The sequence below is a fragment of the Microbacterium sp. OR21 genome, assembly GCF_047306785.1.
Taxonomy (GTDB): Bacteria; Actinomycetota; Actinomycetes; order Actinomycetales; family Microbacteriaceae; genus Microbacterium; species Microbacterium esteraromaticum_E.
Map to the genome: position 1 here is coordinate 18893 of NZ_JAZEXJ010000004.1, position 26887 is coordinate 45779.

Annotated in this window: 27 protein-coding genes; 5 read left to right on the top strand and 22 right to left on the bottom strand. The window is 69.9% G+C overall.

All coding sequences use genetic code 11. The features are described 5' to 3' along the window. Nucleotides 1-10 precede the first annotated feature (10 nt). The 10 genes from pheT to infC form a co-directional block, all read right to left on the bottom strand. Nucleotides 11-2515: a phenylalanine--tRNA ligase subunit beta gene (gene pheT, locus V2S04_RS12620; protein WP_413638804.1), complete on the bottom strand. Its 2505-nt coding sequence runs from the start codon at nucleotides 2513-2515 to the stop codon at nucleotides 11-13. Next, complete coding sequence (pheS, locus tag V2S04_RS12625) at nucleotides 2515-3564, bottom strand: phenylalanine--tRNA ligase subunit alpha (protein WP_099196069.1); 1050 nt, start codon at nucleotides 3562-3564, stop codon at nucleotides 2515-2517. The genes pheT and pheS overlap by 1 nt, the downstream gene beginning before the upstream one ends. Nucleotides 3565-3662: 98 nt before the next feature. Continuing rightward, the gene (locus V2S04_RS12630; protein ID WP_413638805.1) at nucleotides 3663-4601 is read right to left on the bottom strand and encodes an amino acid ABC transporter permease; all 939 of its coding nucleotides are present in this window, start codon (nucleotides 4599-4601) and stop codon (nucleotides 3663-3665) included. Next, nucleotides 4598-5254, bottom strand: a complete 657-nt coding sequence (locus tag V2S04_RS12635) for an amino acid ABC transporter permease (RefSeq protein WP_099196067.1) — start codon at nucleotides 5252-5254, stop codon at nucleotides 4598-4600. Before V2S04_RS12635 ends, V2S04_RS12630 begins: the two co-directional genes overlap by 4 nt. A gap of 61 nt (nucleotides 5255-5315) precedes the next feature. Further along, nucleotides 5316-6218 carry a glutamate ABC transporter substrate-binding protein gene (locus tag V2S04_RS12640; protein WP_413638806.1) on the bottom strand — a complete coding sequence of 301 codons (903 nt, stop codon included), beginning with the start codon at nucleotides 6216-6218 and terminating at the stop codon, nucleotides 5316-5318. A gap of 30 nt (nucleotides 6219-6248) precedes the next feature. Beyond that, a complete protein-coding gene (locus V2S04_RS12645) occupies nucleotides 6249-6998 on the bottom strand; it encodes an amino acid ABC transporter ATP-binding protein (RefSeq protein WP_413638807.1) in 750 nt (249 codons plus the stop codon). An 87-nt stretch (nucleotides 6999-7085) separates the two neighbouring features. Continuing rightward, nucleotides 7086-7892: a TrmH family RNA methyltransferase gene (locus tag V2S04_RS12650; protein WP_413638808.1), complete on the bottom strand. Its 807-nt coding sequence runs from the start codon at nucleotides 7890-7892 to the stop codon at nucleotides 7086-7088. A gap of 75 nt (nucleotides 7893-7967) precedes the next feature. After that, nucleotides 7968-8354, bottom strand: a complete 387-nt coding sequence (gene rplT, locus V2S04_RS12655) for a 50S ribosomal protein L20 (RefSeq protein ID WP_099196063.1) — start codon at nucleotides 8352-8354, stop codon at nucleotides 7968-7970. 31 nt (nucleotides 8355-8385) lie between these two features. Then, complete coding sequence (gene rpmI, locus V2S04_RS12660) at nucleotides 8386-8580, bottom strand: 50S ribosomal protein L35 (protein WP_071643619.1); 195 nt, start codon at nucleotides 8578-8580, stop codon at nucleotides 8386-8388. A gap of 74 nt (nucleotides 8581-8654) precedes the next feature. Further along, nucleotides 8655-9278, bottom strand: a complete 624-nt coding sequence (infC, locus tag V2S04_RS12665; protein ID WP_099196062.1) for a translation initiation factor IF-3 — start codon at nucleotides 9276-9278, stop codon at nucleotides 8655-8657. Between the two features lie 250 nt (nucleotides 9279-9528). On the opposite strand from infC, the gene V2S04_RS12670 reads away from it, so the two are divergent. Next, nucleotides 9529-9909 carry a DUF1844 domain-containing protein gene (locus tag V2S04_RS12670; protein WP_413638989.1) on the top strand — a complete coding sequence of 127 codons (381 nt, stop codon included), beginning with the start codon at nucleotides 9529-9531 and terminating at the stop codon, nucleotides 9907-9909. A gap of 23 nt (nucleotides 9910-9932) precedes the next feature. Here V2S04_RS12670 and V2S04_RS12675 read toward each other — a convergent pair whose 3' ends face one another. Next, nucleotides 9933-10736 (bottom strand): SseB family protein, encoded by an 804-nt coding sequence (locus tag V2S04_RS12675; protein ID WP_413638809.1) that lies wholly within the window; start codon nucleotides 10734-10736, stop codon nucleotides 9933-9935. Then, a complete protein-coding gene (gene priA / locus V2S04_RS12680; RefSeq protein ID WP_340088779.1) occupies nucleotides 10720-11466 on the bottom strand; it encodes a bifunctional 1-(5-phosphoribosyl)-5-((5-phosphoribosylamino)methylideneamino)imidazole-4-carboxamide isomerase/phosphoribosylanthranilate isomerase PriA in 747 nt (248 codons plus the stop codon). Before priA ends, V2S04_RS12675 begins: the two co-directional genes overlap by 17 nt. Before the next feature lie 200 nt (nucleotides 11467-11666). Between priA and V2S04_RS12685 the strand changes: the two genes are divergently transcribed. Next, nucleotides 11667-12812: a MinD/ParA family protein gene (locus tag V2S04_RS12685; protein ID WP_413638810.1), complete on the top strand. Its 1146-nt coding sequence runs from the start codon at nucleotides 11667-11669 to the stop codon at nucleotides 12810-12812. 51 nt (nucleotides 12813-12863) lie between these two features. On the opposite strand, the gene hisH is transcribed toward V2S04_RS12685, so the two are convergent. From hisH to V2S04_RS12705, 4 genes are read right to left on the bottom strand one after another with little or no spacing between them, the layout of a single operon-like run. Then, nucleotides 12864-13496 (bottom strand): imidazole glycerol phosphate synthase subunit HisH, encoded by a 633-nt coding sequence (gene hisH / locus V2S04_RS12690; RefSeq protein WP_099196056.1) that lies wholly within the window; start codon nucleotides 13494-13496, stop codon nucleotides 12864-12866. After that, nucleotides 13493-14095 (bottom strand): imidazoleglycerol-phosphate dehydratase HisB, encoded by a 603-nt coding sequence (gene hisB / locus V2S04_RS12695; protein WP_099196055.1) that lies wholly within the window; start codon nucleotides 14093-14095, stop codon nucleotides 13493-13495. The genes hisH and hisB overlap by 4 nt, the downstream gene beginning before the upstream one ends. Continuing rightward, nucleotides 14092-15174: a histidinol-phosphate transaminase gene (locus tag V2S04_RS12700; protein ID WP_413638812.1), complete on the bottom strand. Its 1083-nt coding sequence runs from the start codon at nucleotides 15172-15174 to the stop codon at nucleotides 14092-14094. Before V2S04_RS12700 ends, hisB begins: the two co-directional genes overlap by 4 nt. A 54-nt stretch (nucleotides 15175-15228) precedes the next feature. Further along, nucleotides 15229-15609, bottom strand: a complete 381-nt coding sequence (locus tag V2S04_RS12705) for a LysM peptidoglycan-binding domain-containing protein (RefSeq protein ID WP_413638813.1) — start codon at nucleotides 15607-15609, stop codon at nucleotides 15229-15231. A gap of 304 nt (nucleotides 15610-15913) precedes the next feature. Here V2S04_RS12705 and lexA point away from each other — a divergent pair, with 304 nt between their 5' ends. Then, nucleotides 15914-16600 carry a transcriptional repressor LexA gene (gene lexA, locus V2S04_RS12710; RefSeq protein ID WP_413638814.1) on the top strand — a complete coding sequence of 229 codons (687 nt, stop codon included), beginning with the start codon at nucleotides 15914-15916 and terminating at the stop codon, nucleotides 16598-16600. Between the two features lie 64 nt (nucleotides 16601-16664). Here the strand turns inward: lexA and metE are convergent, their stop codons facing one another. Further along, nucleotides 16665-18977 carry a 5-methyltetrahydropteroyltriglutamate--homocysteine S-methyltransferase gene (gene metE / locus V2S04_RS12715; RefSeq protein WP_413638815.1) on the bottom strand — a complete coding sequence of 771 codons (2313 nt, stop codon included), beginning with the start codon at nucleotides 18975-18977 and terminating at the stop codon, nucleotides 16665-16667. Continuing rightward, nucleotides 18974-19924 carry a methylenetetrahydrofolate reductase gene (locus tag V2S04_RS12720; protein ID WP_413638816.1) on the bottom strand — a complete coding sequence of 317 codons (951 nt, stop codon included), beginning with the start codon at nucleotides 19922-19924 and terminating at the stop codon, nucleotides 18974-18976. The genes metE and V2S04_RS12720 overlap by 4 nt, the downstream gene beginning before the upstream one ends. Before the next feature lie 134 nt (nucleotides 19925-20058). Here V2S04_RS12720 and V2S04_RS12725 point away from each other — a divergent pair, with 134 nt between their 5' ends. After that, nucleotides 20059-21924, top strand: a complete 1866-nt coding sequence (locus V2S04_RS12725) for a S9 family peptidase (protein ID WP_413638817.1) — start codon at nucleotides 20059-20061, stop codon at nucleotides 21922-21924. Nucleotides 21925-21927: 3 nt separating this feature from the next. Here the strand turns inward: V2S04_RS12725 and smpB are convergent, their stop codons facing one another. The 3 genes from smpB to ftsE are packed head-to-tail and all read right to left on the bottom strand — an operon-like array spanning nucleotide 21928 to nucleotide 24375. After that, nucleotides 21928-22404: an SsrA-binding protein SmpB gene (gene smpB / locus V2S04_RS12730; protein ID WP_099196789.1), complete on the bottom strand. Its 477-nt coding sequence runs from the start codon at nucleotides 22402-22404 to the stop codon at nucleotides 21928-21930. A gap of 40 nt (nucleotides 22405-22444) precedes the next feature. Continuing rightward, a complete protein-coding gene (ftsX, locus tag V2S04_RS12735; protein WP_110554951.1) occupies nucleotides 22445-23359 on the bottom strand; it encodes a permease-like cell division protein FtsX in 915 nt (304 codons plus the stop codon). Continuing rightward, nucleotides 23356-24375: a cell division ATP-binding protein FtsE gene (gene ftsE, locus V2S04_RS12740; RefSeq protein ID WP_413638818.1), complete on the bottom strand. Its 1020-nt coding sequence runs from the start codon at nucleotides 24373-24375 to the stop codon at nucleotides 23356-23358. The genes ftsX and ftsE overlap by 4 nt, the downstream gene beginning before the upstream one ends. A gap of 158 nt (nucleotides 24376-24533) precedes the next feature. Here ftsE and V2S04_RS12745 point away from each other — a divergent pair, with 158 nt between their 5' ends. Next, nucleotides 24534-25598 (top strand): DUF2510 domain-containing protein, encoded by a 1065-nt coding sequence (locus V2S04_RS12745; protein ID WP_413638819.1) that lies wholly within the window; start codon nucleotides 24534-24536, stop codon nucleotides 25596-25598. 67 nt (nucleotides 25599-25665) lie between these two features. Here V2S04_RS12745 and prfB read toward each other — a convergent pair whose 3' ends face one another. Then, nucleotides 25666-26775: a peptide chain release factor 2 gene (gene prfB, locus V2S04_RS12750; protein WP_340088771.1), complete on the bottom strand. Its 1110-nt coding sequence runs from the start codon at nucleotides 26773-26775 to the stop codon at nucleotides 25666-25668. Nucleotides 26776-26887 lie beyond the last annotated feature (112 nt).

The following is a 26887-nucleotide window of genomic DNA, read 5'->3' on the forward strand; positions in this document are numbered from 1 at the left end:
GCCAGGCGGATCAGTCGCGGATGCTCGCGCCGACTCGCTCCGCCGCGACGGCGACTCCCGCCATCTTCGCCTCGCTCGCCTCGGCGGCGGTCAGCGTGCGGTCCGCCGCCCGGAAGCGCAGCGCGAAGCTCAGGCTCTTCTGCCCGTCGCCCAGGCCCTCGCCACGGTAGTCGTCGACGAGACGCGCCGACTCGAGCAGGTCTCCGGCGCCCTCGATCAGGGCGGCCCGGACCTCGGATGCCGGCACGGCGGCGTCGACGACGAGCGAGACGTCCTGCGTCGCCGCGGGGAAGGTCGACAGCGACTCCGCGACCACGCGGTGCCCGGCGAGGGTGAGGGCGCGATCGAGGTCGAGTTCGAGCACGTACGCCCGACCGGGCAGGTCGGCATCGGCGGACACCTGCGGGTGCAGCTCGCCGACGTAGCCGATCTGCTCGCCGGCGACGACCAGGGCTCCGGCGCGGCCGGGGTGCAGCGCCGCACGCTGCGTCTGGGTGACCTCGATCTCGACGCCCGCGGCGACGGCGATCGCGCGCACGGCGTCGAGGGCGTCGGCCAGGTCGACGTGCTCGGCCGCGCGGCCGGGCTGGCGAGAGGTGATGTTCCCGGTCAGCAGCGCCGAGACGAGCCGCGGCTGCGGCGGAATCGACGCGTTCAGCTCGGCGAGGGTCTCATCGGACGGCCGCTGGCCCAGTGGCGGGACGACGTCGGTGCCGTACTCGACGCCCTCCTCGGGGGTGAACACCGATCCGACCTCGAACAGCGCCAGGTCGACCAGGCCGCGGGAGATGTTGCGGTGCGCGGTCTGCAGCAGCCCGGGCACGAGCGATCGGCGCAGGAACGGCGCCTGCCCGTCGAGCGCGTTGGCCAGGCGGATGCTGGGCAGGTGCGCCCCGCTCGCCGACCCGTGCAGGTCGTTGTGCTCCTCGGTGGTGAACGGGAAGGACGGGGTCTCGACGAAACCCGCCGCGGCGAGGGCGTCGGCGACGCGCCTGCGTCCGCGCTGCAGGGCGGTGTACCCGCGGCCGGACGGCGGGATCGGCAGGATCGAGGGGATGCGGTCGAGCCCGTGGATGCGCGCGACCTCCTCGACCAGTGTCCACTTGTCGGTCAGATCACGGCGCCAGCTCGGCGGGATGACGAACCATCCGCCCTCGGCGTCGGTCACCTCGGCGCCGATCATCTCGAGCGCTGCGACGATCTCCTCGTCGGTGTAGTCGACGCCGACGACGCCCTGGGTGAAGCCGCGGGGCAGGTCGATTCCTGCGATCTCGACCTCGGCGAACAGCGCGCCGCCCTCGTCGGTCAGCGTGCCGCCGGCGAGTTCGACCATGAGGTCGGCGACGCGGCGCGCCGCGACGAACGGGATGAGCGGGTCGACTCCGCGCTCGAAGCGGCGCGACGCCTCGCTCGGCAGCTTGTGACGGCGCGCCGAGCGGGCGATCGTGATCGGATCGAAGGTGGCCGCCTCGATGAGCACGTTGCGGGTGTCGGCGCCCATCTCGGTGGTGCCGCCGCCCATGACGCCGGCGAGGCCGATCGGGCCAGAGCCGTCGGTGATCAGCAGGTCCTCGATGTGCAGCGCGCGCTCCTGACCATCGAGCGTGGTCATCCGCTCGCCCTCCCGGGCGCGGCGCACGGTGATGCCGCCCTGCAGCTTGTCGAGGTCGTAGCCGTGGATCGGGTTGCCGAGCTCGAGCATGACGTAGTTGGTGATGTCGATGAGCACCCCCAGCGAGCGCATGCCGGCGAGGCTGAGCCGCGCGATCATCCACGGCGGGGTCGGCCGGGAGGGGTCCACGCCGCGCACCACGCGGGCGACGAACTCGGTCGCGCCGACCGCGCCGCGGATGGGCGCGCGGTCGTCGACGCTGATCTCGAACCCGGTGCCGGGCTGCAGCTCGGCGAAGTCGCGCTCAGCCGGGTCGCGGAAGGCCGCACCGGTCGCGTGCGAGTACTCGCGCGCGAGCCCGCGCAGCGAGAAGGCGTACCCGCGGTCGGGGGTGACGTTCACGTCGACGGCGAAGTCGTCGAGGTGCAGCAGCGCGATGGCATCCGTGCCCACCTCGGGGTCGAGCCCCAGAGAGGAGAGCACGATGATGCCGTCATGCTCGTCGCCGAGCCCGAGTTCGCGTGCCGAGGCGATCATGCCGTCGGAGACGTGACCGTAGGTCTTGCGCGCGGCGATCGGGAACGGGCCGGGCAGCACGGCGCCGGGCAGCGTCACCACGACCTTGTCACCGACGACGAAGTTGTGGGCACCGCACACGATGCCGCGCACGCCGCCGTTCTCCGCTCCCACGTCGACCTGGCACCAGTTGATGGTCTTGCCGTTCTTCTGCGGCTCGGGTTCGATCGACACCACCTGGCCCACGACGACCGGGCCGGTGATCTCGAAGCGGTGGATGTCCTCCTCCTCGAAGCCGACCGACACGAACGACGCCAGGACATCCTCTGCCGTGGCATCCGGTGCCACATCGACGTACTCGCGCAGCCACGAGATCGGAACGCGCATCACACCACCATCCCGAACTGCTCGCTGAAGCGCACATCGCCCTCTGCCATGTCGCGCATGTCCTTCACATCGCTGCGGAACATCAGGGCCCGCTCGACCCCGATGCCGAATGCGAACCCGCTGTACACCTCGGGGTCGATGCCCGCCGCGCGCAGCACGTTCGGGTTGACCATGCCGCAGCCGCCCCACTCGATCCAGCGCGCGCCGCCCTTGAAGGTCGGATGCCACAGGTCGAACTCGGCGGACGGCTCGGTGAACGGGAAGTAGTTGGTGCGCAGCCGCGTCTTCGCCTCGGCCCCGAAGAGCTGCTTCGCGAGGTGGTCGAGCGTGCCCTTGAGGTGCGCCATCGTGATGCCCTTGTCGATGACGAGTCCCTCGACCTGGGTGAACACGGGCAGATGCGTGGCATCGAACTCGTCGGTGCGGTACACCCGGCCCGGGCACAGCACGTAGATCGGCAGGTCGCGGTCGAGCATCGAGCGCACCTGCACCGGGCTGGTGTGCGTGCGCATCACGAGGTGACGCGAGGTGGGATCGACATAGAAGGTGTCCTGCTCCTGACGAGCCGGGTGATCCTCATCGAAGTTCAGCGCATCGAAGTTGAACCACTCGTGCTCCAGCTCCGGGCCTTCGGCGATCTCCCACCCCATGCCGACGAAGATGTCGCTGATCTGCTCCTGCATCAGGGGCAGCGGATGCCGGGCGCCGACCCGCGAGCGGGACGCGACGGCGGTGATGTCGACGCGCTCCGCCTCGAGCCGGGCTGCGGTCTCGGCCTCCGCGAGCTCGGCCTCCTTGGCGGCGAGGGCCTGGGTGACCCGGCCCCTCCCCTGCCCGATGAGCTTGCCGAACTCGGCCTTGTGCTCGGGTGCCACCTGACGCATGGACGCATTGAGCACGGCCAGCGGCGAGCCCTCGGCCACGTGCGTGGCACGGGCGGCCTTCAGCTCTGCAGTGGTCGCGGCGGCGACGATGGCGGCCAGCGCGGCGTCGACGGCGGACTGCACCGCCTCGGGCGTGATCTGGGGTGATTCGGGCGAGTCTGACACGAGAGAAGAGTCTACCGGCGCGCGCGCCGCCGCCCCGTTCCGGGGACAGGAACGCGGAAGGCGCCGCGATGGGGGCGCCTTCCGCGTTCGAGCGGCCGTCAGAACTGCGCCGGCGGCACGCCGGAACCCGCGTCGAACTTGCCGGCTCCGCGCTGCATGGCGATGACCTCGGTGACCGTGGACTCGCCGTGGATGCGCGGGTCGCCGCCACCGGCATCCGGGGTGTACCCCTTCAGCCGGGCCGAATGACGCGTGCGCACCTCGACCCACTTGGCGATGCCGGCGAGCACCAGGCAGAGCAGGATGTAGATGCCGCCGATGACGAACGCCGACTGCAGGATCGGGCGGCCCTGCTGCGAGCTGAGCAGCTTGGCGTAGTACAGCAGCTCGGGGTAGGTGATGATGAATCCGAGGGCGGTGTCCTTGAGGGTGACCACCAGCTGGGCGACGATGACCGGCAGCATGGCCCGCACCGCCTGCGGCAGCAGGATGAGGCGCATCACGCCGCTCTTGCGCAGGCCGATCGCATAACCGGCCTCCTTCTGCCCCTTCGGCAGCGATTCGATGCCGGCGCGCAGCGCTTCGGCGAGGACGGAGCCGTTGTAGACCATGAGGCCGATGACGACCGCCCAGTACGGATCCATGTCGACGCCGATAACGGGCAGACCGTAGTAGAGCAGCATCATGAACACCAGCACGGGCACCGCCCGGAACAGCTCGACGATCACGCCGACGGGGGTGCGCACCCAGGCGTGGTCGGACAGGCGTCCGATCGCGAGCACGAACCCGAGGATCAGGCTGAGGACGGCGGCCAGCGCGAAGGCTCCCAGGGTCTTGCCCAGGGCGCCGAGAATTCCCATCCAGACGTTCGAGAAGGTGAACACGTACCACTTCGACGGCTCGAACTGTCCGGTCGCGTACATGCGGTAGACCACGAAGCCGATCGCGGCGAGGACGACGAGGATCGTGATGATCGCCAGGATGCGGTTGCGGACGATCGCCCGGGGGCCGGGGACGTCGTAGAGCACTGAGGTCATCGTGCGATCCTCCACTTGTTCTCGAGGTGGCGCTGCACCGCGCTCATCGCCAGCACGAGCACCACGAACACGATGGCGACCCAGAGCAGGACCTCCATCGGGTTGCCGGGACGGCCCGGTGCGTCGTTGATGGTCGCGCGCAGGGCCGCGAGCTCGCCGATCGAGAAGCCGGCGGCGACGGTGGTGTTCTTGAGCAGTGCGATGAACACGCTCATCATCGGCGGGACGACGGACCGGAAGGCCTGCGGCAGCACGATGAGGGTCATCACCTGCCCGAACGGCAGGCCGATCGCGCGGGCCGCCTCGGCCTGACCGACCGGCACGGTGTTGATGCCGGCGCGCAGCACCTCCGCCACGTAGGTGGCGGTGTAGATGCCGATGGCGAGGATGCCGAGCACGGTGTTCGAGAGGTCCGGGAGCCCCAGCTGGGGATACCCGAACACGAAGAAGAAGAAGACGAGCGTGAGCGGGGTGTTGCGGACGATGTTCACGTACGCCGTGCCGACACCGCGCGCGATCGGGACCGGTGAGACGCGCATCGCGCCGACGATCATGCCGAGCACGAGGGCGATGAGACCGCCGATGAAGAACACCAGCAGGGTGTTCCCGATCGCCTCCGCCCACAGGTCGAGGTTTCCGAAGATGACGTCCACGCCGTCTTCCCTTCTCAGGATGTGCTCGGGGCGGCCCGTTCAGAGCCGCCCCGAGAGGTGATCAGTACGCGTCGACCTCGGGCTGCTCGACCTCGATGCCCGACTTGCCCAGGTTCTTGTCGAAGATGGCCTGCCAGATGTCGGGGTTCTCGGTGAACAGGTCGTTGATGTGCTTGCGCAGCACGTCATCGCCCTTGGTCAGACCGACGCCGTAGCGCTCCTCGGTGAACAGGCCGCCGGTGACCTTCACCTCGTCCGGGTACTGGGCCGCGTAGCCGATCAGGATGGCCTGGTCGGTGGTGACCGCGTCGACCTTGCCGTCGATCAGGTCCTGCACGCAGGCGGAGTACAGGTCGTACTCCTGCGTCTTGATCTCGGGGAAGTTCGCCTTGATGTTCTGGATCGGCGTGGAGCCGGTCGCCGAGCAGACGGTCTTGCCGTTGAAGTCCTCGAGCTTGTCGGCCTCGGGGTCGTCCTTGCGGATCAGCAGGCCCTGGCCGGTGATGAAGTAGGGACCTGCGAAGTCGATCTGCTCCTTGCGCTTGTCGTTGATCGAGTAGGTGCCGACGTAGTAGTCCACGTCGCCGTTGACGATCGCCTGCTCGCGGTTGGCCGAGGCGATCGGCTTGAACTCGATGTCGTCCTCGCCGTAGCCGAGCGAGGCGGCGATCCAGCGGGCGATGTCGACGTCGAAGCCGGTGCGCTCCCCCGTCGTGGCGTCCAGGTAGCCGAGACCGGGCTGGTCCTCCTTGACGCCGATGGTGACCTGGCCGGCCTTCTCGATCTTGTCGAAGGTCGGGCTGCCGTCGAGCGTGACGTCCTTCGCGACCTCGAACAGCGGCTTGTCGCCGCCGTCGGCGCCGTCGCCGCCCGGGTTGCTGGGGCTGCCGCTGTTGCAGCCGGTGAGGGCGAGCAGCGCCGCCGTCGCGATTCCGATGCCTGCGAGAGCTCGTGTGCGTCGCATGTGCTTCTCCTTCTGTGCTGTGGTGCGGGGTCAGTGGGTGAGTAGCTTCGAGAGGAAGTCCTTGGCGCGGGTGCTCTTCGGGTTGGTGAAGAACTCCTCGGGCGTCGCCTCTTCGACGATCTGCCCGTCGGCCATGAAGACGACGCGGTTGGCCGCCTTGCGGGCGAAGCCCATCTCGTGGGTCACGACGATCATCGTCATGCCGTCCTTGGCGAGCTCGACCATGACATCGAGGACCTCGTTGATCATCTCGGGGTCCAGCGCGCTGGTCGGCTCGTCGAAGAGCATGACCTTCGGATGCATCGCGAGGGCGCGCGCGATGGCCACGCGCTGCTGCTGGCCACCGGAGAGCTGAGCCGGGAGCTTGGATGCCTGCTGGGCGACGCCGACGCGCTCGAGCAGCGCCATGGCCTCCTTCTCGGCCTCTGCCTTGGATTTGCCGAGCACCTTGATCGGCCCGAGCGTCACATTCTCGAGGATCGTCAGGTGCGCGAAGAGGTTGAACGACTGGAAGACCATGCCGACCTCGGCCCGCAGCTTGGCCAGGCCCTTGCCCTCGGCGGGCAGGGTCTTGCCGTCGATGCGGATCTCGCCGCTCGTGATCGTCTCGAGCCGGTTGATGGTGCGGCACAGCGTCGACTTGCCCGAGCCGGACGGCCCGATGACGACGACCACCTCGCCCTTGTCGACCTTCAGGTCGATGTCTTTGAGTGCGTGGAATTCGCCGTAATGCTTCTGGACGTTCTCGACCACCACGAGGGCGTCAGTGCGCTCTGCCATGGATCACAGACTAGATCAGAGGCCGTCGGCCCCGCAGTGACCGCGCGCGCGTTTACCGATTCGTGACCGGGGCAGCGACGTGCGCGGTCAGCCCTCGGCGCGCTGTGCGAAGGCCGACTCGTAGAGGCAGACGCTCGCCGCAGTGGCGAGGTTCAGCGACTCGGCTCGACCGAAGATGGGCAGCCGCAGCGCTCTGTCGACCTGAGCGAGCGCGTCGTCCTCCAGACCGCGCGCCTCGTTGCCGAAGAGCCAGGCGGTCGGCTGGGCGAGCACGCCCTCGGCTCGGGCGGCGAGCAGGTCGTCGCCCTTGACATCGGCTGCCACCACGCTCATCCCTGCCGCGTGCGCACGCCGGATGACATCGTCGAGATCTCCCCCGACGGAGATCGGCAGATGGAACAGCGACCCGGTGGTGGAGCGCACCACCTTGGGGTTGTACGGGTCGACCGTTCGCCCGGTCAGCACCACGGCATCCGCCCCCGCCGCGTCCGCGGCGCGGATGATGGTGCCGAGATTGCCCGGGTCGCGCACCTCCTCGCAGATCGCGACGAGCTTCGGCGAGCCGGCGAAGATGTCCTTGACCGAGGTGGGCGTCTGCCGGGTCACCGCGACCAGCCCCTGCGGCGTGACGGTGTCGGCCATGGCGGCGAGCACCGACTCGGTGACGTACTCGACCTCGATGTCGTGCTCTGCGGCGAGGGCGCGGACGTCGGCGTGCTTCTCCCAGGCGGTGGGCGTCGCGAACAGCTCGACGATCGCGGCGGGCAGGTAGTGCAGCGCCTCGCGAACCGACTGCGGCCCCTCCAGCAGGAACAGCCCCGTCTCGACTCTGGCGCTGCGCTTGGTCAGCTTGGCGACGGCACGGACGCGGGGAGAGCGAGGGTTCTCGAGCACGCCCCCAGTCTATCGGGGCGGCCACACGCGAAACGGGCGCCTCCCCGAGGGGAGACGCCCGTCAGATCGCGAGGATCAGGCAGCGGCCTTCGGCGCGTTGACGTCCGAGGGCAGAGCGTTCTTGGCGACCTCGACCAGCGCGGTGAACGCGCCGGCGTCGGTCACAGCGAGGTCGGCCAGCATGCGGCGGTCGACCTGCACACCCGCCAGGCCGAGGCCCTGGATGAAGCGATTGTACGTGATGCCGTTCTGGCGGGCAGCGGCGTTGATGCGCTGGATCCACAGACGGCGGAAGTCGCCCTTGCGCTTGCGGCGGTCGCGGTACGCGTAGACGAGCGAGTGGGTGACCTGCTCCTTCGCCTTGCGGTACAGGCGCGAACGCTGGCCACGGTAACCGGACGCGCGCTCGAGGATGACGCGACGCTTCTTCTGCGCGTTGACTGCGCGCTTGACTCTTGCCATTTTCGTGTATTCCTATTCGTACGTTCGGCGCTCAGCGACCGAGAAGCTTCTTCGCGACCTTGGTGTCGGCCTTGGAGAGGACCTGGTCCTGGTTCAGGCGACGGGTGCGCCGGCTCGACTTGACCTCGAGGTTGTGGCGCATGCCGGCCTGCTGCTTCTTCAGCTTTCCGCTGCCGGTGATCTTGAAGCGCTTCTTCGCACCCGAGTGGGTCTTCTGCTTCGGCATCTTCTCTTCCTTCGTGTGGCGCCCTGGCGGGCGACGGTGGGTACCCGCTCGGAAGCGGGAGTCGGTGGGGCGGCTTACGCCGCGGACTCGTCGGTCGGACCGGAGTCCGCGCCCGAGCCGTTCTTCGCCTCGCGCGCGGCCTGCTTGTTCGCGGTGCGCACCGCGTTCTGCTCTGCCTTCGCCTCGGACTTGTTCTTCAGGGGGGCCACGACCATGACCATGTTGCGCCCGTCGATCGTGGGGTTCGACTCGACCGTGCCGAACTCCGCGACGTCCTCGGCGAACTTGCGCAGCAGACGCACGCCCTGCTCGGGACGCGACTGCTCACGACCACGGAACAGGATCATCGCCTTGACCTTGTCGCCCGCCTTCAGGAAGCCCTCGGCGCGCTTGAGCTTGGTCGTGTAGTCGTGAGCCTCGATCTTCAGGCGGAAGCGGACCTCCTTGAGGATGGTGTTCGCCTGGTTGCGGCGGGCTTCCTTCGCCTTCTGCGCGGCCTCGTACTTGAACTTGCCGTAGTCCATGATCTTGACCACGGGCGGCTTGGAGTTGGGGGCCACCTCGACGAGATCGAGGTCTGCCTCCTGGGCCAGACGCAGCGCTGCCTCGATGCGGACAACGCCGATCTGCTCACCCGCGGGACCGACGAGGCGGACCTCGGGGACGCGGATGCGCTCATTGGTACGGGGATCGCTGATGCGGAGCTCCTAAGACGTGGGTTCTCGGCCACCGGGATGCGGGTCGCATCTCGGGCGAAATCGGAGTTCTCCCCACCCGCCGGCGCGATCAGACACACCGGCTTGTGACACCCTTTCCACCGGAACCGGCGGGGTGCTGAACCCGGTAGCCTGGAACGGCAAGCGCGGGTGGGATCAGAATCCTCTTTCGTATCGGAGCATGACACTCCGAAGCCCGCAGAAGTCTACCAGAAAGCACCCCGAAGTGACGATTCCTGCCGAGCACCACGATGACCGCCCCGAGCGCTGGGAGCAGCAGGAGCACGCCGCGAGCGCCGCGACGCGCGACATCGCCGATGTTCCCGCGGTCGAGGTGATCACCACCACGGCCGTCCATCTGATGAGCGCGGCGGCCGTGAAGGTGGGTCTGGCCGACTCGCCTGAGGAGCAGACCGACCTCGACGAGGCGCGCAAGCTCATCAACGCCCTCGCCGGTCTGATCACGGCCGGAGCTCCTGAGATCAGCGACATGCACGCGCGCTCGCTGCGTGACGGCCTGCGCTCTGTGCAGCTGGCCTTCCGCGAGGCATCCGTCATCCCCGACCCGATCGGCAAGGGTCCCGGCGAGAAGTGGACAGGTCCGGTCAACTGACCGGACCGAGCCGAGGATGCGGCTCAGCCGGCGGAGCGGGTGAGCTTCACGGTCAGCGAGTCGACGAGCACGGCCATCCGGTCATCGGCAGCCCAGCGCTGCGCGAGCCTGGCCAGCACGGCGTCGAGTGTCTCGCGCTCGAGACCGTCGACGAGCTCGAGGGTGACGATGAGCTCGGGGCCGCGCATCCGGGCATCCGGATCGCCGGCGGCGACGGAGACGTCGATCACCGCGAGTTCGTGGGCGATGCTCTCGCGCAAGGCGGTGAACACCTCGGGTGAGAGGTGGCTCGGCTCCCAGCGCTGCTCCTGGGCGATCGCCCACACGGCGGGGCGCCGGAAGACGAACTCCGTCTCGGATGCCGGATCGAGCACGATCAGATCGGTCTGCTCACTGGAGGCGGACAGCGCCACGCGGATCGCCTCGACGGGGATCGGGCGGGCGGCGGCATCCCACCGCCGCATCGTGTCGACGGAGGAGAAGACGGGCTGCACGCGACGGCCGTCGGGAGCGGCAACGGTGACGATCGACAGCTCCTGCGTCTTGTCGACCTTCAGCCCGGTCGGGCCGATGCCCTCCTCGCCCTTCTCGGCGATGAGCGGCACGAGCACGCGGGCTGCGCGGAAGGCGTCGACGACCTCCGCCTGCGATCCCTCACCCGAGCGGAAGCGCAGCAGCGCCGCCAGCAGTGCGGGGTCGGCGGAGCCGTCGTCGGCGGCGTGCGGGTTCGCCTCGAAGCTGCGCCCCTCCCAGGGGACCCCGGCCGAGTCGCCGCTGTTCGCGGCGCCGTGCCCGTGGTCGCAGGAGTCGTCAGTCGCCGGCGACATCCAGCGCCTCTGCCAGGGTGAACTGCCCGGCGTAGAGGGCCTTTCCGACGATCGCGCCCTCGACGCCCAGCGGGACGAGTTCGCGCAGCGCTGCGATGTCGTCGAGCGATGCGACGCCACCCGAGGCGATCACCGGCTTCGGGGTGCGCGAGGTGATCTCCCGCAGCAGGTCGAGGTTCGGCCCGCGCAGGGTGCCGTCCTTGGTGACGTCGGTGACGACGTAGCGGCTGCAGCCGGCCTCTTCGAGGCGCTCCAGCACGTCCCAGATGTCGCCGCCCTCCTTGGTCCAGCCGCGGGCTGCGAGCGTCGTGCCTCGCACGTCGAGGCCGACCGCGATCGCCTCTCCGTAGCGGCTGATGACGTCGGCCGACCACTCGGGGTTCTCGAGGGCCGCCGTGCCGAGGTTGATGCGCGTGGCTCCGGCCTCGAGGGCGGCATCCAGGCTCGCGTCGTCCCGGATGCCTCCGGAGAGCTCGATGTTCACGCCGCGGTACTGCTTGATGACCTTGCGCAGGATCGCGGTGTTGCTGCCGCGGCCGAAGGCCGCGTCGAGGTCGACCAGGTGGATCCACTGCGCGCCCGCGTCGACGAACTCGCCGGCCGCGTCGACGGGGTCGCCGTAGCTCGTCTCGGTGCCCGCCTCGCCCTGGGTCAGGCGCACCGCCTTGCCGCCGGCGACGTCGACCGCGGGCAGCAGGATCAGCGAGGGGGACTGTGCGAAGTCGTTCATGTCGTCCTTCGAAAGGGGAAGATGGCGGCCCGATCGGGCACGAGAGAAAACACTAGTCTGGCCGACCGGGCGTCTCAAATGTGTTCCACGGCGACCGACACGGCGCTGCCGGGAGTCTCGCAGGCCGCCCCCGGTAGCATCGAAGGCGCGCGGGCGGTCTCTTCCGCCTGCACCTGCACAGACACGGAGGAACGGGACGCATGACCGATGCGCACAACGACAGCGAAGCGGGTGCGCTGCGTCGACGCACCAATACGACCCGTCGCGTCGCCGCGACCCCGGAGACGGCGTCTGCGCCGATGATCTCGGACGTGCCCCTGGCGCCCGCGGACGGGCTCGTCGCGACGCCCCGCTACCACCGGGGCGCCCCGGCAGCCGAGCCGCAGCCCGCTGCCGACGCGGCGCCGCGCTCGTCACGGCGCGAGCAGCGCGAGCGCCCGTCGTTCCTTCAGCAGGAGCGCCACGAGGAGCCTGCGAGAAGCGGTGCCCGCGGCATGCTGAACCGGCTGGGGTTCTCCCTCGCGCCGGGAGTCGCCGAGCGCGCGATACGCGACAACGAGACGCTGGTCGGCCAGCACTGGCCGGGGCCGCGCACGATCGCCGTGGTGAACGGCAAGGGCGGTGCGGGCAAGACCCCCACGACGGTTCTGCTCTCGGCGGTGTTCGCGCGCTTCGGAGGCGCCGGAGTGCTCGCGTGGGACAACAATCAGACCCGCGGCACGCTCGGCTGGCGCACCGACACCGGCCCGCATGACCGCACCCTGTTTGAACTGCTCCCTGAGGCGGATCGCCTGCTCGGCGCCGGCGCGCAGTCTGCCGACCTCGCCCATTTCGTGCACCACCAGGTGCGGGAGAAGTACGACGTGCTGCGTTCGAAGCCGATGCGGCTCGCGCAGGAGAACCGACTGCACTCGTCCGATATCGACGCGATCCACGCGGTGGCCGCGAAGTACTATCGCCTGATCATCATCGACTCGGGCAACGACGAGTCGGACCCGATGTGGCTGAGGATGATCGACCATGCCGATCAGATCGTCGTGGCGACCACGACCCGGGACGATCACGCCGAGGCGGGCGCACTGCTGCTGGAGGCGCTCGAGGAGCGCGACGAGCGATCGGCCGACCTCGCCCGCCGATCGGTGGTGGTCGTGACGCAGGCCGACCGCAAGGCGACCCCGGCCGACGTCGAGCAGGTGGTCACCGGCTACCGCGACCTCGCGCGCGACGTCGTCTCCATCCCGTTCGATCACGAGATGGTCGACGGTCACCTTCGCCTGAGCGCCCTCGCTCCCGCCACGCAGACGGCATGGCTTGCAGCGGGTGCGGCGGTCGCGCGCGGACTCTGACGTCAGGCGGGTCCGTCCCAGGATGCCCGTGGCGCCGCTGCTGCCGCGGGCTCAGAGCGATTCGACCCAGTTACGCAGCAGCCGGATGCCCGCATCCCCGGACTTCTCGGGATGGAACTGGGTAGCCGCGAGGGGCCCGTTCTCGACGGCTGCGATGAACCGCTCGCCGTGGGTGGCCCAGGTGACCGCCGGCTGCGGGAAGGGCGGGATGACATCGAGCTCCCAGGTCTTCGCTGCATACGAGTGCACGAAATAGAAGCGCTCCCGCTCGATGCCGCGGAAGAGCACGCTGCCCTCGCCCGGCTCCACGGTGTTCCAGCCCATGTGCGGCAGCACGGGGGCATCGAGCTCGGTCACCGTGCCCGGCCACTCCCCCAGGCCGTCGGCGGGACGGCCGCGCTCGACTCCGCGCGCGAACATCACCTGCATCCCGACGCAGATGCCGAGCACCGGCCGTCCGCCGGCCAGACGTCGATCGATGATCTCGTCGCCGCCGTGCGCGACGAGCGCGTCGCGCACCGCGGCGAACGCGCCGACGCCGGGCACGAGCAGCCCGTCGGCCTCGAGCGCCCGCCCGCGGTCGCGCGTGAGCTCGACCTCGGCGCCGGCCGCGGCCAACGCCTTGACGGCCGAGTGCACGTTGCCGGATTCGTAGTCGAAGACGACGACACGGCGCGCGGTCACAGCGCGCCCTTGGTTGACGGGATGCCCTCGACGAGCGGGTCGAGGGCCTTGGCCTGCCGGAAGGCGCGCGCGAAGGCCTTGAACTCGGCCTCGGCGATGTGGTGCGGGTCGCGGCCTCCGATCACGCGCACGTGCACGGTGAGAGCGGCGTGGAACGTGATGGCCTCGAAGACGTGACGCACCAGGGATCCGGTGAAGTGACCGCCGATGAGGTGGAACTCGAACCCGGCCGGCTCACCCTCGTGCACGAGGAACGGGCGGCCTGAGATGTCGACGACGGCCTGCGCGAGCGCCTCATCGAGCGGCACGAGCGCGTCGCCGTACCGGGAGATGCCGGCCTTGTCGCCGAGCGCCTCGCGGATGGCCTGCCCGAGCACGATCGAGATGTCCTCGACCGTGTGGTGCGCGTCGATGTGCGTGTCACCCGTGGCGCGCACGGTGAGGTCGGTGAGGGAGTGCTTCGCGAAGGCGGTCAGCATGTGGTCGAAGAACGGCACGGAGGTGTCGATGTCGCTGCGGCCGGTGCCGTCGAGATTCACCTCGACCTCGACGGTGGACTCGGAGGTGCTGCGGGTACGACGTGCGGTGCGGTCGGTCATGACGACGATCCAATCGACGCGAGGGCTTCCAGGAATGCGGTGGTCTCGGCTTCGGTTCCGGCCGTGACGCGAAGGTGGTGAGAGATGCCGACGTCGCGGACGAGCACCCCCTGGTCGTAGAGCGCCTGCCACACCGCCTTCGGGTCGTCCACTCCGCCGAACAGCACGAAGTTCGACCACGATGCGTGCGGCGTGTAGCCGAGGGCCTCGAGAGTGGCCGAGATCCGATCGCGCTGCTCGACGATCTCGTCGACCATGCGAAGCATCGTCGACGAGTTGCGCAGCGCGGCGACGGCCGCGGCCTGGGTGAGAGCGCTCAGGTGGTACGGCAATCGCACGAGGCGCAGCGCGTCGATGAACGCCGGGTCGGCGGCCAGGTACCCGACGCGGGCGCCCGCGAACGCGAACGCCTTGCTCATCGTGCGCGAGACGGCGAGCCGCGGACGGCCCTCGAGCAGCGTCAGCGCCGACGGCGCATCGTGCGGGGCGAACTCCTGGTACGCCTCGTCGACGATCACCACGCCGCGTGCCGCCGCGTAGACGGCCTCGATGACGTCGAGACCCAGCGGCGTGCCGGTGGGGTTGTTAGGCGAGCACAGCAGCACCACGTCGGGGTCCGCCTCGCTCACCTGGCGTGCCGCGTCCTCGGGGTCGACGGTGTAGTCGTCGTTGCGGGTGCCGGCGATCCAGCGAGCGCCGGTGCCCTGCGTGATCAGCGGATACATCGAATAGGTGGGCGCGAAGCCGAACGCCGCGCGGCCGGGGCCGGCGAACGCCTGCATGATGTGCTGCAGCACCTCGTTCGAGCCGTTGCCCGCCCAGATCTGCTCGGGCGTCAGACCGTGCCCGAGGTAGTCGGCGAACCCCTCGCGCAGCGCGGTGAACTCCCGATCCGGGTAGCGGTTGACGTCACGCAGCGCGAGCGCGATCTCGTCGAGGATGTCGCTCGCGACCTCGTCGGGCACCGGATGGGTGTTCTCGTTGACGTTCAGCGCGACCGGCAGCGGCGCCTGCGGAGCGCCGTACGGTGTGAGCCCGCGCAGATCGTCGCGGAGGGGCAGCTCATCGAGTGATGTCACGTACTCCATCGTAGGCCGCACGCCGCCGGCACCGTCGCGGATGACGGCTCGTTCTCACTCGGAGTAGGCGGTCGGGATGGCGATGGACGCGCCGACCTGGATCATGCCGGAGCTGAGGTTGTTCAGGCGGGTGATGTCGTCGATCACCTCGCGCGGGTCGACGCCGGGCGCGGCCTCGGCTGCGATCGACCACAGGGTGTCGCCCGGCAGCACCGTGACGGTCTCGAACGCGGTCGGCTCGCTCTCGCCCGATGCCATGGCGGTTCCGCCCGCCAGCAGCGACGCGGCGAGTACCGCCACGACGGGCGCTGCGGCGAGGGTGGCGAGCACACGGCGGCCGCGCGCGGTGAGGCGCAGACGCGTCGCGACAGAACGTCCGTCGGCAGCGGCCGGGACCGAAGCGGTCAGGGGGGCCTGGATGCTGATGGTGCTCATGTGATGCTCCTCTTCACTCTCCCCGCCGGTGAGGCGGAAGTGGTGCAGCTTTCGCATCCGGCATCCGGCCGGGGATGCCGGATGCGAAGCTACGTTCCGAACTTATCTTCGATATCGAACATCTGTCAAGAATTCTTCGAATACTCCGGCGAATCTTCGTCGACACGCTCGAACAGATCTTCCGTTTTCCGCGCGAACTCGGATACGGTTTCGATGAAGTCAGCCCACCACGGGCCACCGACATTCGAATCGGATCCCCGCGACGACGCGGATCCGCACCGCATGAGGGCATGAAGGAGCACCGATGAGCGAGACCACCGAGAGCGCAGCTGAGGCTCCCCGCACGCGGCGCCGGAAGAACCTCAGTCCGAAGCAGATGGCGATCCTCGAGGTCATCCAGACCTCGATCGCCCGCTACGGATATCCGCCCAGCATGCGCGAGATCGGCGACGCCGTCGGCCTCAAGTCGCTCTCCAGCGTCACCCACCAGCTCGGACAGCTCGAGCTCAGCGGCTACCTGCGCCGCGACCCGGGCAAGACGCGCGCCATGGAGGTGCTGATCGATCTGCCCGGCACGGGCGCCGAGAACCCGGCAGACAGCGCTCCCGCCGTGGGCGACGCCGCCCTGGTGCCCCTCGTCGGGCAGATCGCCGCGGGCGTTCCGATCACCGCCGACCAGCAGGTCGAGGAGATCTTCCCGCTGCCGCGTCAGCTGGTCGGCAAGGGCGACCTGTTCATGCTCAAGGTCAACGGCGAGTCGATGATCGACGCGGCGATCTGCGACGGCGACTGGGTGGTGGTGCGCACCCAGAACGACGCCGAGAACGGCGAGATCGTCGCCGCGATGATCGACGGCGAGGCGACGGTGAAGACGTTCCGCCGTCGCGGCGGCCACACCTGGCTGCTGCCGCGGAACTCCGCCTTCGAGCCGATCCTCGGCGACGAGGCCGTCGTGCTCGGCAAGGTCGTGGCGGTGCTGCGCGCGGTCTGAACTCGGTGCGAATGCGAAGAGGCTCCCCGTCGGCGGACGGGGAGCCTCTTCGTACGGAGCGGGATCAGGCCGGGACGATGACGTCCTCGCGGACGCGCCGCGTCGCCTCGACGATGTTGCGCAGCGACTGCACCGTCTCCTCGTAGGCGCGGGTCTTCAGACCGCAGTCCGGGTTCACCCACAGCTGCCGCAGCGGCAGCTCGTCGACGGCGCGGCGCAGCAGCGCCTCGATCTCCTCGACGCTGGGCACGCGCGGCGAGTGGATGTCGTACACGCCCGGGCCCACGCCGTGATCGAACCCGAACCGGGCGATGTCGGCGACGACCTCCATGCGGCTGCGTGCGGCCTCGATCGAGGTGACATCGGCGTCCAGCGCGCGGATCGCGTCGATGACGACGCCGAACTCCGAGTAGCAGAGGTGCGTGTGGATCTGCGTGCCCGCCTGGGCGCCACCGGTGGCGAGGCGGAACGAGCGCACCGACCAGTCGAGGTAGGCGGCCTGGTCCGCGGCCTTCAGCGGCAGCAGCTCGCGCAGCGCCGGCTCGTCGACCTGGATGATGCCGATGCCCGCGGCCTCGAGGTCGGTGATCTCGTCTCGCAGCGCGAGCGCCACCTGGTTGGCGGTCTCGCCGAGCGGCTGGTCGTCGCGCACGAACGACCACGCCAGGATCGTCACGGGACCGGTGAGCATGCCCTTGACCGGCTTGGTGCTGAGCGACTGGGCGTACGAGGCCCACGACACGGTGATGGGCGCCGGGCGCGACACATCCCCCCACAGGATCGAGGGGCGCGTGGCGCGCGACCCGTAGGACTGCACCCATCCGTGCTGGGTGACCGCGAAGCCGTCGAGGTGCTCGGCGAAGTACTGCACCATGTCGTTGCGCTCGGGCTCGCCGTGCACGAGCACGTCCAGCCCCAGCTCCTCCTGCAGCGCGACGACCTGATCGATCTCGCGGCGCAGGAAGTCGTCGTAGTCGTCCGCCGGCAGCTCCCCGCGCAGGAACTGCGCGCGCGCCCGGCGGATGTCACCGGTCTGCGGGAACGACCCGATGGTGGTCAGCGGCAGCGCGGGCAGGTTCAGCGCCTGCTGGGCGGTCTCGCGCTCCTCGTACGAGACGCGGGAGAATTCAGCCTCGGCGATCTCGTGACCGCGCACGGCGCCGTCGCGCACGCCGGGGGCGTCGCGGCGATCTGCGAGGGCGGCGGATGCCGCGTCGAGGGCCTCGGCGATGGCATCCCGACCCTCGGCCAGGCCCTGCGCGAGGGTGACCACCTGACCGACCTTCTGGTCGGCGAACGCGAGCCACGAGACGAGGCGGGCATCGAGGGCCGTCTCGTCGTCGATGTCGTGCGGCACGTGCAGCAGCGAGGTGGAGGTGGATGCCGCTACAGCGCCCGCCCCGAGCGCGCGGAGTCGCTCGAGTTTCGCGAAGGCGGCGTCGAGGTCGCCGCGCCAGATGTTGTGCCCGTCGATCACACCGCCGACGAGGGTCTTGCCGTCGAGGGCGGGCAGCGCTGCGGGCAGCTCGCCGCGGACGAGGTCGATGCCGATCGCCTCGACGGATGCGGCTGCCAGCACGTCGAGGGTCGCACCGAGCGCGGCGTACGGGGCCGCGACGAAGATGGCAGGGCGCTCCTCGGCCGCGCCGAGCACGGCGAGCGCGCGGTCGGCGGCGTCGGCGAGCGTGGCGGGGTCGACCGGCAGCGACTCGCTGACGAGTGCGGGCTCGTCGATCTGCACCCACTCGGCGCCCGCGGCCTTCAGCTTCGACAGCAGCGCGGTGTAGACCGGCAGCACGTCGTCGAGTCGGCTGAGCGGGTCGAAGCCCTCGGGGGCGTCGTCCGAGGCCTTCGCGAGCGCGAGCAGGGTGACCGGTCCGACGATCACCGGGCGGGTGACGTATCCGGCGGCCGCGGCCTCGGCGACCTGCTGGACGAGGTGCTCGCTGGCGAGCGAGAAGACCGTCTCGGGGCCGATCTCGGGCACGAGGTAGTGGTAGTTCGAGTCGAACCACTTGGTCATCTCGAGCGGCGCCCGCTCGCCCTCGCCGCGCGCGACGGTGAAGTAGGCGGTGAGTCCGATCGTGCCGTCCTCGTCGCGCAGGTCGTCGAAGCGCGTGGGGATGGCGCCGACGGTGACCGCAGCGTCGAGGACCTGGTCGTAGAACGAGAACGACTCGGGGATCGACGAGTCGTCGCGGCCGAGACCGAGGTCGGCGAGACGAGCGCGCGTCGTGCTGCGCAGCTCGGCGGCGGTGCGCTCGAGCTCGGACCGGTCGATCCGGCCGGCCCAGAAGGACTCGACGGCCTTCTTCAGCTCGCGACGACGGCCGATGCGCGGGTAGCCGAGGATCGTCCCTGCGGGGAAAGCGGTCATGAGGTTCCTTTCGATACTGCGGAGAGCCGGCGCTCGGGGATGACCCCGGCGGAGTGGAGGACGTCGAGCACGGTCTCGTGCTGGTTGAAGGCGTACAGGTGCACGCCCGGGGCGCCGCCGTCGACGACGGCGCGGATCAGGTCGGATGCCCAGCGGATGCCGATCTGGCGGCGTCCCTCGACGGTCGGCTCGATCTCGAGCTCGATGGCCAGCTCGCCGGGCAGCTCCTCGCCGGTCAGCTCGAGCACCCGGGTGAGGCGGGCGGGTGAGGTGATGGGCATGATGCCGGGCAGAATCGGGATCGTCACGCCGGCACGGCGGGCGCGCTCCACGAACGCCAGGTAGTGATCGGCGTGGAAGAACAGCTGCGTGATGGCGACGGTGGCGCCTGCCGCCTGCTTGGCCAGCAGCGCATCGACGTGCTGGCTGCTGTACGCCGAACGGGGGTGGCCGTTGGGGAAGGCTGCGACGGCGATGTTCACCCGGCGTCGCGGCGCGACCCGGACCGCTCCGGGGTTGCCGCGCACCGGCGACTCCTCGTAGGGCGCGCGCTCGGCCTGGACGCGGTCGATGAGCTGCACCAGCTGGGCCGAGCTCTCCAGGTCGCCGAGGAAGACGTCATCCTCGTTCTGCCCTGCCGGCGGGTCGCCGCGCAGGGCGAGGAAGCTCAGCACACCGGCATCCAGGAATTCGCGGATCAGCCGGGCGGCACCCGCGTAGGTGTTGCCCACGCAGGTGAGGTGCGCGAGCGGCTCGGTGTCGGTATGCGCGCGGATGTAGCGGAGCACCTCGAGCGACCGGCCGCCGGTCGATCCGCCGGCGCCGTAGGTCACCGAGATGAAGTCGGGGTGCACCTCGGCGAGGCGGTCGATCGTGTCGTGCAGCGCACGCGTGCTCTCGGCCGTGCGCGGCGGGTACAGCTCGAAGGAGAAGGGAGTGGTGTGCACAGCGTTCTCCTTCGTCGGTGCGCGGGCGGGATGCCCTCGGGCGGTGGTGTTCTCAGAAGGTAGGACAGCGGCGCACACCGACGCACACTGTGTGACGCCGTGTGTCGGGTGCGGGTCTGGCTAGGCTCGGAAGCATGACCGCACCGTACGGCTCGTGGCCCTCTCCGTTCACCGCGCAGATGATCGCGCAGGCCTCCCCGCGCATCGACGGGGCGCGCTTCGTCGCCGACGAGGTCTGGTGGGGCGAGTCGGTCCCCGCCGAGGGCGGCCGGGTGACGGTGCGCAGCTCGACCGGCACCGAGATCCTGCCCGCGCCCTGGAGCGCGCGCTCGCGCGTGCACGAGTACGGCGGCGGGGCGTGGACCGCGGATGCCGACGGCACGCTCTACTTCGTCGACGGAGCGGACCAGCGTGTGCACCGCCTGTCTCGCGGCGGCGCCCCCGAGCCGCTGACCGCTCCCGGCCCCGCGTACGGCGGACTGCGGCTGCAGCGGGGCCGGCTGCTCGCGGTGCGCGAGGATCTGCGGCCGGAGCCCCACCGTCGCGCGATCGTGGAGATCCCGCTCGACGCCTCCGCCGCCGAAGACGAGTCGGCCGTGCGGACGCTCGTCTCGACGACCGGGTTCGTCGCGCATCCCGCCCTCTCCCCCGACGGCACGCGTCTGGCGTGGGTGCAGTGGAGCACCGTGCGGATGCCCTGGGAGCAGGCGCTGCTGCACGTCGCGCCGGTCGACGGCGACGAGATCGAGTCCATGCCCACGCGAGCCGCCCTGCAGCCCGAGTGGGTGGACGACGACGAACTGCTCTACCTCGACGACCCGAACGGCCGCTGGAACCTGCAGCGTCTGCGTCTCGGCCATCCTGCCGACGCTCTCGCTCCCGCGGATGCCGACACCGGCGGTGGACTGTGGGTGCTCGGCAACCGGTGGTACCAGCGGCTGGACGACGGCCGCGTCGTGGCGGTGCGCACCGACGGCGCGGATGAGATCGTGCTGATCTCGCGCGACGGCGAGGCTGTCGAGCTGCTCACCCTGCCGATCAGCGCCGCGGCGAGCATCGACGACTCGCAGGGCTCCCGGGTGCTCATCTCGGGCGCGGGCCGCACGGTCGGGGCAGGACTCTGGTGCGTGGATCTCGACGACGGCACCATCACGACCGTCACCGGCGGCGCCGAGACGGATGCCCGATGGGTCCCGCGTGCGCGTGCGGTGACCTTCGACGGCCCGCACGGCCCCGTGCACGCATTCGACTATCCCCCGACCAATCCCGACGCCACCGCGCCCGAGGGCGAGCTGCCGCCGTACATCGTCATGGTGCACGGCGGCCCCACCGCGCACGTCTCGGGCGCGGCGTCGACGGCGTACGCGTACTGGACCAGCCGCGGCATCGGCGTGCTCGACGTGAACTACGGCGGCTCGACGGGCTACGGCCGCGCCTATCGCGAGCGGCTCGATGGGCAGTGGGGCGTCGTCGACGTCGACGACGTCATCGCCGCCGCGCGCGGCATGGCCGAGGCGGGGCTCGCCGATCCCGAGCGGATCGCCATCCGCGGCGGATCGGCCGGCGGGTGGACGGTGCTGTGCGCGCTCGTGCGCGGCGGAACCTTCGCCGCGGGCATCTCACGCTACGGTGTGGCGGATCTGCGGATGCTGGCGGCCGAGACGCACGACTTCGAGGCGCACTACCTGGAGGGCCTGGTCGGGCCTCTCCCGGAGGCCGAGAGCGTGTACGTCGAGCGCTCCCCCCTCTCGCATGCCGACCGGATCGACGTGCCCGTGCTGCTGCAGCAGGGCTCGGACGATCGAGTGGTGCCGCCGTCGCAGTCCGAGGCGATACGCGACGCGCTGCAGGCCAGAGGGGTGCCGCACGAGTACCTGCTGTTCGAGGGCGAGGGGCACGGCTTCCGTGCGGCGGAGACGATCATCGCCTCCCTCGAGGCAGAGCTGCGCTTCCTGGGCCGGATATTCGGCTTCCAGCCCGTGTTCCACGCGGAGAGCTGAGGACTACTCCCCCACGCGATTGCGCAGGCGCATCGCGCGCTCGGCCTCGCGCGTGTCCTGACGCTCGCGCAGGGTCTGCCGCTTGTCGTACTCCTTCTTGCCCTTGGCGAGAGCGATCTCGACCTTGGCACGACCGTCGGAGAAGTACAGCTTCAGCGGGATCAGCGTGTACCCGCCGGCCGAGACGGCGTGCTCGAGCTTGCGGATCTCGTCCTTGTGCAGCAGCAGCTTCCTGATGCGCTTGGCGGAGTGGTTCGTCCAGTGCCCCTGGGAGTACTCGGGGATGTGCACGGCGTCGAGGTACGCCTCGCCGCCCTTGACGTAGGCGTAGCCGTCGCTGAGGTTGGCGCGCCCCTGGCGCAGCGACTTGACCTCGGTGCCGGTCAGCACGAGTCCGGCTTCGTACGACTTCTCGAGGTTGTAGTCGTGACGCGCGCGACGGTTGGTCGCGACGACCTTCTCCCCGCGTTCCCTGGGCATGCTCTTCTCCTGACGATGGACAGCCCCTCAGCCTACAGGCTCAGGTGCGCAGCCAGCGACGGATGGCGAACCCGGCCGACAGCGCGGCGAGCACGACGCCGATCCCGATCAGCACGGGGACGACGAACGCAGCGTCGGCCATGTCGACCAGCGGGCGCATGAACGGCACGCGCTCGGCCAGATACCCCTCGACCCCGAACCTCACCCCGGCGAGCACGGCGGCGCTGGCGAACACCGAGCCGAGGAAGGCGGCGAACACGCCCTCCAGCACGAACGGGGTCTGGATCGAGCGGTTCGACGCGCCCACCAGGCGCATGATGCCGATCTCCTTGCGGCGCGCGTACGCCGACAGTCGGATCGTCGTCGCGATGAGCAGCACGGCGGCGATGAGCATGAGGGCGGCGACGCCGACCGCGATGTAGGTCGCGACGGTGAGGGCCGAGAAGAGCGGATCGAGCAGACGACGCTGGTCCTGCACCTCGTCGACGCCGGTCTTGCCCGAGAACGCCTCGGTGAGCACGCGCGACTGCTGCGGATCCTTCATCGTCACGCGGAACGCGACGCCCATGTTCTCGACGCCGAAGGCGTTGGCCTGCTCCTCACCGAAGCGCTCCACCCAGTTCTTGAAGGTGGTCTCCTTGTCTTCGTAGGTCACCTCGGTGATCAGCGGAGACAGGGCGGGGCCGGCGAGGTCGTCCTCGACGGTCTTGATCTGCTCGGCGGTGGCCTCGGCCGAGGTGCAGTTCTGCGACGTCGACAGCGGCGAGCACATGTAGATGGTCACCTCGGCCTTCTCGCCCCAGTAGCCGCGCATCGTCTGGATCTGCGTCTGCATGAGAATCGCGGCGCCGACGAAGGTCAGCGAGACGAAGGTGACGAGCACCACCGAGATGACCATGGAGATGTTGCGGCGCAGGCCGATCAGGGCTTCGCCGACGATGAGTCCGAAGTTCATGAGGTCGGGCCCACTTCCTCGTCGTCGCCCGAGAGTCCCAGCCGGTCGGCCATGCCGAGCTCGGCGACCTCCACCTCCGGGATGATGATCGGGTTGGTGCGCGGGCCGACCGTCGTCGGCTGCTCCTCGGCCGGGGTGGGCACTGCAGGCGGCCGCTGGTCCTCCGCGACTGCGGGAGGCCGGGCATCCGGATGCTCAGGGGCGGCGACGGGTTCGTCGACCGCAGGCGCGGCGCCGGTGACGCTCTCGCGCTGCACCTCCTGCACTGCCGTGAGTGCGGCCGCCGCGGCGGCGCCCGGCACCGCCCCGGGCATGAGCCGGGGGATGCTGGAGGTGTCGCCGTACCCGCCGCCGACCTCGTCGCGCACCATCTCGCCGCCCTTGAGCTCGATCACACGCCGCTGCATCTGGTCGACGAAGGCCGCCTCGTGCGTCGCCATGACGACGGTCGTGCCGCCGGCGTTGATGCGGGTCAGCAGCTGCATGATTCCCACGGACGTCGCGGGGTCGAGGTTTCCGGTGGGCTCGTCGGCGAGCAGCACCTTGGGCCTGTTGACGATCGCGCGCGCGATGGCCACGCGCTGCTGCTCGCCGCCGGAGAGCTCGTGCGGCATGCGCTTCGCCTTGCCGTCGAGGCCGACCAGGGCGAGCGCCTCGGGGACCGCCTGCTGGATGAATCCGCGGGAGGAGCCGATCACCTGCAGCGAGAACGCGACGTTCTGCGCGACGGTCTTCGACGGCAGCAGCCGGAAGTCCTGGAACACCGATCCGATGTGGCGCCGGAAGTACGGCACCTTGCGGTTGGCGAGCGAGCGGAGGTCGCGGCCGAGCACTGCGACACGGCCGCTGCTGGGCACGTCCTCGCGGAGGATCAGCCGCAGGCACGTCGACTTGCCGGAGCCGGAGGCTCCGACGAGGAAGACGAACTCCCCCGCCTCGACGTTGAAGTCGACTTCGGACAGTGCGGGTCGTGTGGTGCCGCGGTAGCGTTTGGTGACGTTCTCGAACCGGATCATGGCCATTCGAGCCTATGCGCGGGGCGGCGTGCGGCGCCGAGCGACACTCCCCCGTGGCGTCCTCGTCGAGAGCGGCTGATATACACGTAGGGGCGCGGATGCGCCGAGAGGGGATGTCGCGGGCTCACCGCCGGCGACGTGGACGGGAGGAGGACGCGATGAGCGTTCCCGCAGGATGGTACGACGACGGATCCGGGCGACAGCGCTGGTGGGACGGCGAGCAGTGGACCGACCACTACGCGCCGGAGACACCCGATGCGCCCGAGGAGGGCGGCACCGTGCTCGCGGGCTCCGAGTCCACGGCGGACGCCGAAGCGGCATCCGACACCGCCGACGCGTACACCCCGCCCGTCGCGCCCGGAGCGCAGGACGCGCAGCCCACCGAGGCCTACCCGCCGACCGACGCCGACGGGTATCCGCAGAGCGCGTACGGCCAGGCGTCCGACGGACAGGCCCCCTACGGCCAGGCGCCATACGGACAGACGCCGTACGGCCAGGCCCCGTACGGACAGGCCCCCTACGGACAGGATCAGTACGGCCAGGCCGGCTACCCCGGGGCGGCGGCGTACGACCCGCAGAACCCGTACGCGGCGCCGGCTCCCTACGGCGCGGACCCCGCCTCCGGCGCGTACCCGGACCCCGCTGCCGGACCGCGCAAGACGCCGGTGCTCGGCTACATCGGCCTGGGCCTCGCCGTCGTGGGCGGCATCATCGCCTGCATCCCGAACTTCGTCACCTTCGGCATCGGCTCGTTCCTGCTCTTCGGCGCGTTCGTCGTCTCGATCATCGCCCTGTTCATCAAGAACACCGCGAAGTGGCCCGGTATCGTCGGGCTGATCCTGTCGATCATCATGGGCATCGTCGCGACCGTCGTGCTCAGCGTCACCCTCTTCGCGAGCTACGCCGACCGGTGGGATTCCGGATTCGACCCGTACTCCTCGAGCGAGCCCTGGCCCGACGAGTCGACCGGACCCGAGGCGACCGGCGAGCGCCCCTCGGCGGAGGAGCTGGCGACGGGCCTCGAGACGATCGTCGACGAGACCGGAACCGGCGGCTACCCCGACGACCTGCTGCTCTGCCTGGGCGATGTGTTCTACGCATCCGACATGAGCGACGAGGCGCTGCAGACCGTCGCCGAGGGCAGCACCGACTTCACCGATCCGACCGACGGGCTGGATTTCGCCTCGACCTTCGCGGACGCGGCGGGCACCTGCAGCCAGTGAGCGGTCGCTGACATGACGACGGGCCCGGGAGCGCTGCTCCCGGGCCCGTCGTCATGTCAGGCGAGGATCAGTCCTCTTCCTTGCGCTTTCGCCAGCGGATGCCCGCCGAGATGAAGTCGTCCAGGTCGCCGTCGAAGACGCTGGCAGGGTTGCCCGACTCGTGGCCGGTGCGCAGGTCCTTCACGAGCTGCTGACCGTAGAGGAAGTAGGAGCGCATCTGGTCGCCCCAGCTGGCGGTGATGTTGCCCGCGAGCTCCTTCTTCTTCGCCGCCTCCTGCTCCTTCTGCAGCAGCAGCAGACGGGTCTGCAGCAAGCGCATGGCGGCGGCGCGGTTCTGGATCTGCGACTTCTCGTTCTGCATCGAGATGACGATGCCGGTCGGAAGGTGGGTGAGGCGAACGGCGGAGTCGGTCGTGTTCACCGACTGCCCGCCAGGGCCCGACGAGCGGAACACGTCGACGCGCAGGTCGTTCTCGGGGATCTCGACCTCGGTGGCCTCCTCCATCAGCGGAATGACCTCGACCGCGGCGAACGATGTCTGGCGCTTGTCGGCCGAGCCGAACGGGCTGATGCGGGCGAGGCGGTGGGTGCCCGCCTCGACCGACAGCGTGCCGAACGCGTACGGCGCGGTGACCTCGAAGGTCGCGGACTTGATGCCCGCGCCCTCGGCGTACGAGGTGTCCATCACCTTCACCGGGTAGCCGTGCTGCTCGGCCCAGCGCAGGTACATGCGCATGAGCATCTCGGCGAAGTCGGTGGCGTCGTCGCCGCCGGCACCCGAGCGGATGGTGATGATCGCGTTGCGGTCGTCGTACTCGCCGTCGAGCAGCGTCTGCACTTCGAGCTGGTTGATGGTCTGCGTGAGCGACTCGAGCTCGGCGCGCGCCTCGGCGGCCGAGTCCTCATCCTGCATCTCGTTGGCGAGCTCGACGAGCACGTCGAGGTCGTCGAGTCGGCGCTCGACCTCGGTGACGCGCTTGAGGTCGGCCTGCTTGTGACTGAGCGCGCTGGTCACCTTCTGCGCCTTCTCGGGGTCGTCCCAGAGGTCGGGGGCGCCCGCTTCCTCGCTGAGTCGCGCGATGTCCTCGCGCAGAGAATCGACGTCGACGACCTCGCGGATGTCGCCGAAGGTGTGTCGCAGGGCCTGTATGTCGGCGGAGAGATCGAGTTCGAACATGGCAGTCCACCTTATCGCGCCGGGGGCCCGCTTCCCTGACCGCGGTATGTCCCTCCCCTCACCGCGGCGCGGGCGGGGCTAGCGTGGCGGTGTGGTCGACAGCGCGGTGAGT